We start from the raw sequence: 7411 nt of genomic DNA, 5'->3' as shown, positions 1-7411 counted from the left end.
GGTGGGGGTGGGGGGGTTTTCTCGTTGTGGGGTTTTTCTAACCCCCCCCCCCCCCCGCACCGGGGGGGGGGGGGGGGGGGGGGGGGGGGGGGGTGGGTGGGTGGGTTTAGGGCGTCGCGAACGCTCGGCCCACCAGGAGGCCGCCGGTGCCGCCGCCCGCCGTCGGGTCGAGGTCCACGCGCACCGTGTCGCCCTCGCGGACGTCGCCACCCAGCAGCGCCTTCGCCAGCTGGTCGCCGATCGCCGACTGCACCAGCCGCCGCAGCGGCCGGGCCCCGTACACCGGGTCGAAGCCGTTCATCGCCAGCCACTCGCGGCCCGCGTCGGACACCTCCAGCGTCAGCCGCCGCTTCGCGAGCCGGGTGCGCAGCACGTCGAGCTGGATGTCGACGATGTGCGTGAGCTCCTCGGTCGACAGCGCGTGGAAGACCACGACGTCGTCGAGCCGGTTGAGGAACTCCGGCTTGAAGTGCCGCTGCACCACCGCCATCACCGCGTCGCGGCGGCCGGCGTCGTCGAGCGACGGGTCGGTGATCGACTGCGACCCCAGGTTCGAGGTGAGCACCAGGATCGTGTTGCGGAAGTCGACCGTGCGGCCCTGGCCGTCGGTGAGCCGCCCGTCGTCGAGCACCTGCAGCAGCGTGTCGAACACGTCCTGGTGCGCCTTCTCCACCTCGTCGAACAGCACGACGGTGTACGGGCGGCGGCGCACGGCCTCGGTGAGCTGCCCGCCCTGGTCGTAGCCGACGTAGCCGGGAGGGGCGCCGACGAGCCGAGCCACCGAGTGCTTCTCGGAGTACTCGCTCATGTCGATGCGCACCATCGCCCGCTCGTCGTCGAACAGGAACCCGGCCAGCGCCTTGGCCAGCTCGGTCTTGCCGACGCCGGTGGGCCCGAGGAACAGGAACGAGCCGGTGGGCCGGTTCTCGTCGGCGATGCCCGCGCGCGCCCGGCGTACCGCGTCGGACACTGCGCGCACGGCCTCGACCTGCCCGACCACGCGCCTGCCGAGCTCGTCCTCCATGCGCAGCAGCTTCGCGGTCTCGCCCTCGAGCATCCGGCCCGCGGGGATCCCGGTCCATGCCGAGACGACCTCGGCGACGTCGTCGGGACCGACCTCCTCCTTGAGCATCAGGTCGGTCGCCGGCATCGAGACCGCCGACTCCAGCTTCTTCTCCAGCGCCGGGATCGTGCCGTAGCGCAGCTCGGCGGCCCGGCCGAGGTCGCCGTCGCGCTCGGCCCGCTCGGACTCCCCGCGCAGCGTCTCCAGCTGTTCCTTGAGCTCGCGCACGTCCTCGATCGCGCCGCGCTCGTTCTGCCAGCGCGCGGTCAGCGCCGCGAGCTGCTCGCGCTGCTCGGCCAGCTCGGCGCGCAGCGCGGCCAGCCGCTCCACCGAGGCGGTGTCGAAGCCTCTGGCGCCGGCGGGCGCGGTGGCGGACTCCTCTTTCGCCAGCGCCATCTCCTCGATCTCCAGCCGCCGCACGGACCGCTCGACGGTGTCGATCTCGACGGGCCGCGAGTCGATCTCCATGCGCAGCCGCGACGCCGCCTCGTCGACGAGGTCGATCGCCTTGTCGGGCAGGAACCGGGCGGTGATGTAGCGGTCGGACAGCGCCGCGGCCGCCACCAGCGCGGCGTCGGTGATGCGCACACCGTGGTGCACCTCGTAGCGCTCCTTGAGCCCGCGCAGGATGCCGACGGCGTCCTCCACCGACGGCTCGCCCACGTAGACCTGCTGGAAGCGGCGCTCCAGCGCGGGGTCCTTCTCGATGCGCTGGCGGAACTCGTCGAGCGTGGTGGCGCCCACGAGGCGCAGCTCGCCACGGGCCAGCATCGGCTTGATCATGTTGCCGGCGTCCATCGCGCCCTCGCCCGTGGCACCCGCGCCGACGATCGTGTGCAGCTCGTCGATGAACGTGACGACCTCGCCCGCCGATTCGGTGATCTCGGAGAGCACCGCCTTGAGCCGCTCCTCGAACTCGCCGCGGTACTTCGCACCGGCCACCATCGCCCCGAGGTCCAGGGAGACCACGCGCTTGCCGCGCAGCGACTCGGGCACGTCACCGGCGACGATCCGCTGGGCCAGTCCCTCGACGATCGCGGTCTTGCCGACGCCGGGCTCGCCGATCAGCACCGGGTTGTTCTTGGTGCGCCGCGACAGCACCTGCACGACACGGCGGATCTCGGTGTCGCGCCCGATGACGGGGTCGAGCTCGCCGGAGCGGGCCCGCTCGGTGAGGTCGACGCCGTACTTCGCCAGCGCCTGGTAGGTGCCCTCCGGATCCGGGCTGGTGACCCGGGTCGAGCCGCGCACCTTCGCGAACGCCTCGCGCACCGCTTCCGGGGTGGCGCCGTGGCGCTTGAGCAGCGCGCCGACGGAGCTCCCGGTGGAGGCGAGCCCGACCAGCAGGTGCTCGGTGGAGACGTACTCGTCGCCCATCTCGGTGGCCAGCTGCTGGGCCGCGGTGATGGCGGCCAGCGTGTCGCGCGAGAGCTGCGGCGCGCTGACGGTGGCCCCGGCGGCCGAGGGCAGCCGGTTGCCGAGCTGGGTGAGCTCGGCGCGCACGGCGACCGGGTCGGCACCCACCGCCTGGAGCAGCGGCGCGGCGATGCCGTCGGCCTGCGCGAGCAGCGCACCGAGCAGGTGGGTCGGGCCGACGTCGGGGTTGCCGGCCAGCGCCGCGGCCTGCACGGCGGCGGACACGGCCTGCTGGGCCTTGGTGGTGGGGTTGAACGAATCCATCCCTGCGGATCCCTCCTGCGGTGGTTCCAGGGCACCATCGTGCCCGTCGACAACTCCAACGTCAGGAAAGTTGAGCGTGTTCCGCTCAACCCGGCCGACCTGACGCCTGCGACCGGTACTCGGCCGGAGCCCGCCGGGGCGCCCGGTTCGTGACCGCCGTGCCCGAGCTGGTCGGTGACCGTGGAGCCGCATCGCGCGGCGGGACGATTTCCGTGATCAGCGACGAGGAACCGGCAGGCGCCGTATCCGTCGCTGCGGGTGCCGAGACGACGATCATGCCCTGGGGGCACACCGGCGCGTTCCGGACCGGGCGATCAGCGGCGGCCGCGCCCTCGGCGCTCGCCGTTCCTGTCGCCGTCGTCGTCCCGGTCCGCGCGCGGGCCGCGGTCACGCCGCTTCCCCCGCCGGTCGTCCTCGTCCTCGTCGTCGTCGCGGCCCGCCCGGGCGCCCCCGCCGCGGCGCTCCGGCGCGACCGGTGGGTCCGCCGTGACCGATCCGGCCACGACGCCGCCCGAGGCGGCCGGCGCCACGGCCGCCGGTTCCGCGGCGACCGGCTGCGACACGACCGGTCCGGGCTCGACCGGTTCGGGGACGAGGGCCGCGGCCGGGACGCCGGTGGCGGGCCCGGCAGGAACGGCGGTCCCGCCGACGAGCACCGCCACGACGGCCGCGGCGGCGACCGCCCCGCCGCCTGCGGCGACGAGCCAGGGCCGGGCGCGTACCGGGGCCAGCAGCCACGCGGGCATCGTGGTCGTCGCCGACCCGGTGCCGAGCAGTTCGGCCACCGCGGCCGCGCGGGGACGGCGGGAGGGGTCCGAGGCGGTCATCGCCCGGATCGCGCGGGCCAGCGGGGCCGGCAGGTGACGGGGGATCGCCGGTGCCCGGTGCAGCCGGGCCGCGGCCGACTCCACCGCGGTACCGGGGTACTCGCGACGGCCCGTGACGGCCTCCAGCAGCACCAGACCCAGGGCGTAGACGTCGGCGGCCACCCCGACCGCGCGGCCGCGGACCTGCTCCGGCGCCAGGTACCCGACGGTCCCGACGACCGCGCCGGAGCGGGTGAGGGAGGTGGCGTCGAGGGCGTGGGCGATCCCGAAGTCGGTCAGCCGCGGGGCACCGTCGAGCTCCAGGAGCACGTTGGCCGGCTTGACGTCGCGGTGCACGATCCCCGCGGCGTGCACCGCCGCGAGCGCGTCGGCGACCCGCGCGCCGAGGCGGCGCGTGGCCTCCGGGGTCAGCGGGCCGTAGAGCAGCAGGTGCTCGGCGAGCGTGGGCCCGTCCACGAGGTCGAGCACCAGGTACGGGACGCCGTCGTCGATCCCGCCGTCGCGCAGTGCCACCAGCCCCGGATGGCGCACCCGGGTCAGCGCGTCGATCTCCCGGTCGTGCCGGCGCGGGTCGTGCACATCGGGGCCCGCGGTGAACAGCTTGACCGCGACGCTCGCGAACCCGGCACGGTCCCACGCCCTGTGCACGACGGCGGACGAGCCGGTGCCGATGACGGCACCGAGCTCGTAGCGGCCCGAGAGCAGGCGCATCCGCGTGCGGTCAGGACCCGGCTGCGGTGGTCAGCGCCCGCTTCGTCAGCACGCGGGCGAGGTGCCTGCGGTACTCCGTGGTGGCCGTGAGATCGGCGGTGGGGTCGGTGCCCTGGTCGGCGAGCGCGGCGGCGTCGGCGATCGACGCCCCCTCGGCCAGCGCGGCCTCGGTGGCCGAGGCCCGTAGCGGGGTGGGGCCCATGTTGACCAGCCCCACGCGGCCGTCGACGGCGGCGACCGCGACGATCGCCCAGTCGTTGGCGCGGCGGGTGAACTTCTCGTACGCCCATCCCGCCGTGCCGGTGCGCGGCACCCGGATCTCGGTGATCAGCTCGTCGGGTTCCTTCACCGACGAGAACACGCCCGTGTAGAAGCCGGTGATCGGGACCGAGCGCTCGCCGCGCGGGCTGCGCAGCACGATCGTGCCCCCGAGCGCGAGGACCGCTGCGGGCAGGTCGGAGGCCGGGTCGGCGTGGGCCAGCGAGCCGCCGAGGGTGCCGCGGTGGCGGATCTGGGGGTCGCCGACGGTGCGGGCGACCGCGGCCAGCAGCGGCACCTCGGCCGCCACGACGTCCGAGGACTCGACGGTGCGGTGCCTGGTGCCCGCACCGATCGCCACCTCCTCGCCCTCGACCCGGACGTGGTTCAGCTCCGCGAGCCGGCCGATGTCGATCACCAGCTCGGGGGCGGCGAGGCGCAGCTTCATGACCGGCAGGATGGAGTGCCCACCGGCGAGCACGGTGGCGTCCTCGCCGTGCTCGGCGAGCAGCGCGAGCGCCTCCTCCAGCGTGTCCGGACGCGCGTAGTCGAAACCGACGGGGATCATGCACCACTCCCGGTGGAGAAGCCGGGCGCGACCTCGACCCCGCCCGAGGGCGCCTCCGCGGCGTGCCCCCGGTCGGTGCCGGCGTCGGGGTCCTGGCCGCTCGCGACCAGCACCGCCCGGACGATGTTGTGGTAGCCGGTGCACCGGCAGAGGTTGCCCTCCAGGCCCTCGCGCACCTCGCGCTCGGTGGGCCTCGGCGTCTCCCGGAGGAGGGAGACCGCGGCCATCACCATGCCCGGGGTGCAGAACCCGCACTGCAGGCCGTGGTTCTCGCGAAACGCCTCTTGCATGGGGTGCAGGGTGTCGCCGTCGGCGAGACCCTCGATGGTGGTGATCTCCGTACCCTCGGCCTGGACAGCCAGCATGGTGCAGGCCTTCACGGACTGGCCGTCGACATGCACGACACAGGCGCCGCACTGACTGGTGTCGCAGCCCACATGGGTGCCGGTCAGGCCGAGGTGCTCGCGCAGCATCTGGACCAGCAACGTGCGCGGCTCGACGTCAGCCGAGGCGGACTTGCCGTTCACCGTTAGGGACACGGTGGTGCTCATGGTGTCTCTCCCTGATAGTGCGGCGTGGCTTGCGAAAGCGCCCGCCGTCCGTTTTCTTGATTGGTGTTATGTATCAACAGTTTCCCCACCTGCCGCGCAGAGGTCAAGTCGGCAACTGTTTGCCCCGCATATCCGGATCAACCGAGCCCGAATATTAGCAGCAGAACCACCACGACCGCGAGCACGCCCGGTATCCAGACGATTGCCGGAAGACCGGTTGAGGCAGGACCGGCGCTTTCGTCGATTGCGGCTTCTGCCGCGGTCCTGGGCGGCTTGTCGGCCGCCTCGCCGAGCTTCGGTGCGACCTGCTCGGTAAAGTTCGCGAAGAACTTGTCGGCCATCTTGCGGGCCGTGCTGTCGATGAGGCGCGAGCCGATCTGGGCGAGCTTGCCGCCGACGGTCGCCTTCACTTCGTATGACAGCACCGTTTCGTCGCCATCCTCGGTGAGCTTCACCTCCGCGCCGCCCTTGGCGAAGCCCGCGGCTCCGCCCTTGCCCTCACCACTGATGGTGTAGCTTTCGGGCGGGTTGATATCGGTCAGTTTCACATCGCCGGTAAACGTCGCCTTGACCGGCCCGACGGCGGCCTTGACCTTCGCCGAGAAGGCGTCGTCGGCGGTGCGTTCCAGAGTCTCACACCCCGGAATGCTGGCTTTCAGCACATCCGGATCGTTGAGCGCCTTCCACACGACCTCGCGTGGCGCCGGGATGCGGATTTCCCCTGACATGTCCATGAACAAGTCTCTCCGTCGGTTCCATTCGGTTGATTGCGAACCTACGGCGGGCGGCCCGCGCGGGCAAGGAGGAGCGGATTTCTTGCGGGCCGCGGGGGAGTCGCGTATCCCTTTTTCAAGCGCCCGGAGCGGCGATTTCACGGGAGGAAAACGATGCGGAAATTTGCAGCGCTGGCAACGGCAGCGGTGGTTGCAGGGTCGGTTCTGGCAGTACCGGCCGTGGCCGACGACGAGATCGTGCTCGGCTCGGCGATCTCGACAACCGGCAAATACTCGACCAACGGCAAGCATACCCAGAACGGCTACGACCTCGCGGTCAAGAAGCTCAACGAGATGGGCGGGGTGAAGGTCGGCGACACGGTCTACAAGCTCCGCATCGTTTATTACGATGACGAATCGACGCCGGCCCGGGGCGCGCAGCTCGCCGACCGCCTGATCAACCAGGACGGCGTCAAGTTTTTGCTCGGGCCTTACAGTTCGGGTCTCACCAAGGCGATCGCGCCGGTGACCGAGAAACACGGTATCCCGATGGTCGAGGGCAACGGCGCGTCGCGTTCGCTGTTCACCCAGGGCTACACGTATCTCTTCGCGGTGCTGTCGACATCAGAGCAGTATCTGGCCAGCGCCATCGAACTGGCGGCAGAGGCCGCCAAGGCCAAGGGCAAGGATCCGAAGACGCTCAAGGTCGCGATGGCCTTTGAAAACGATCCGTTCTCCCAGGATGTGCGGGCCGGGGTGATGGAAGACGCCAAGCGTTACGGCATGAAGATCGTCATCGACGACAAGCTGCCCAAGGACCTTTCCGACATGACGGCGACACTCACCAAGGTGCGGGCCTTGCGCCCGGACGTGCTGGTGATTTCCGGACACGCGCGGGGGGCGGCGACCGCTGTCCGCCAGCTCGCCGAGCTCAAGATTGATGTGCCGATGGTGGCGATGACCCACTGCGACTCGGCCGACATCATCGGCAAGTTCGGCGACAAGGCCGAGTACACGCTCTGCGCCTCCCAGTGGGACCG

The 7411-nt window shown here is 71.8% G+C and carries 6 protein-coding genes; 1 reads left to right on the top strand and 5 read right to left on the bottom strand.

Translation table 11 applies throughout. The features are described 5' to 3' along the window. Positions 1-106 precede the first annotated feature (106 nt). From clpB to Q1K26_RS00670, 5 genes are all read right to left on the bottom strand, one after another. Positions 107-2743: an ATP-dependent chaperone ClpB gene (gene clpB, locus Q1K26_RS00690; RefSeq protein WP_300006976.1), complete on the bottom strand. Its 2637-nt coding sequence runs from the start codon at positions 2741-2743 to the stop codon at positions 107-109. A 314-nt stretch (positions 2744-3057) separates the two neighbouring features. Further along, positions 3058-4281: a serine/threonine-protein kinase gene (locus Q1K26_RS00685; RefSeq protein ID WP_300006974.1), complete on the bottom strand. Its 1224-nt coding sequence runs from the start codon at positions 4279-4281 to the stop codon at positions 3058-3060. A 10-nt stretch (positions 4282-4291) separates the two neighbouring features. Then, positions 4292-5107, bottom strand: coding sequence for a xanthine dehydrogenase family protein subunit M (locus Q1K26_RS00680; RefSeq protein ID WP_300006972.1), 816 nt, complete (start codon positions 5105-5107; stop codon positions 4292-4294). Next, positions 5104-5658 (bottom strand): (2Fe-2S)-binding protein, encoded by a 555-nt coding sequence (locus tag Q1K26_RS00675; protein ID WP_300006971.1) that lies wholly within the window; start codon positions 5656-5658, stop codon positions 5104-5106. Before Q1K26_RS00675 ends, Q1K26_RS00680 begins: the two co-directional genes overlap by 4 nt. 137 nt (positions 5659-5795) lie before the next feature. Next, the gene (locus tag Q1K26_RS00670) at positions 5796-6392 is read right to left on the bottom strand and encodes a carbon monoxide dehydrogenase subunit G (RefSeq protein ID WP_300006977.1); all 597 of its coding nucleotides are present in this window, start codon (positions 6390-6392) and stop codon (positions 5796-5798) included. A gap of 219 nt (positions 6393-6611) precedes the next feature. Here Q1K26_RS00670 and Q1K26_RS00665 point away from each other — a divergent pair. After that, positions 6612-7411, top strand: an 800-nt coding sequence (locus tag Q1K26_RS00665; RefSeq protein ID WP_300006969.1) for an amino acid ABC transporter substrate-binding protein, incomplete at its 3' end; no start/stop codon positions are given.

The organism is Pseudonocardia sp. (assembly GCF_029263155.1).
Classification (GTDB): domain Bacteria; phylum Actinomycetota; class Actinomycetes; order Mycobacteriales; family Pseudonocardiaceae; genus Pseudonocardia.
This window is presented reverse-complemented; position numbering and strand designations above follow the sequence as displayed.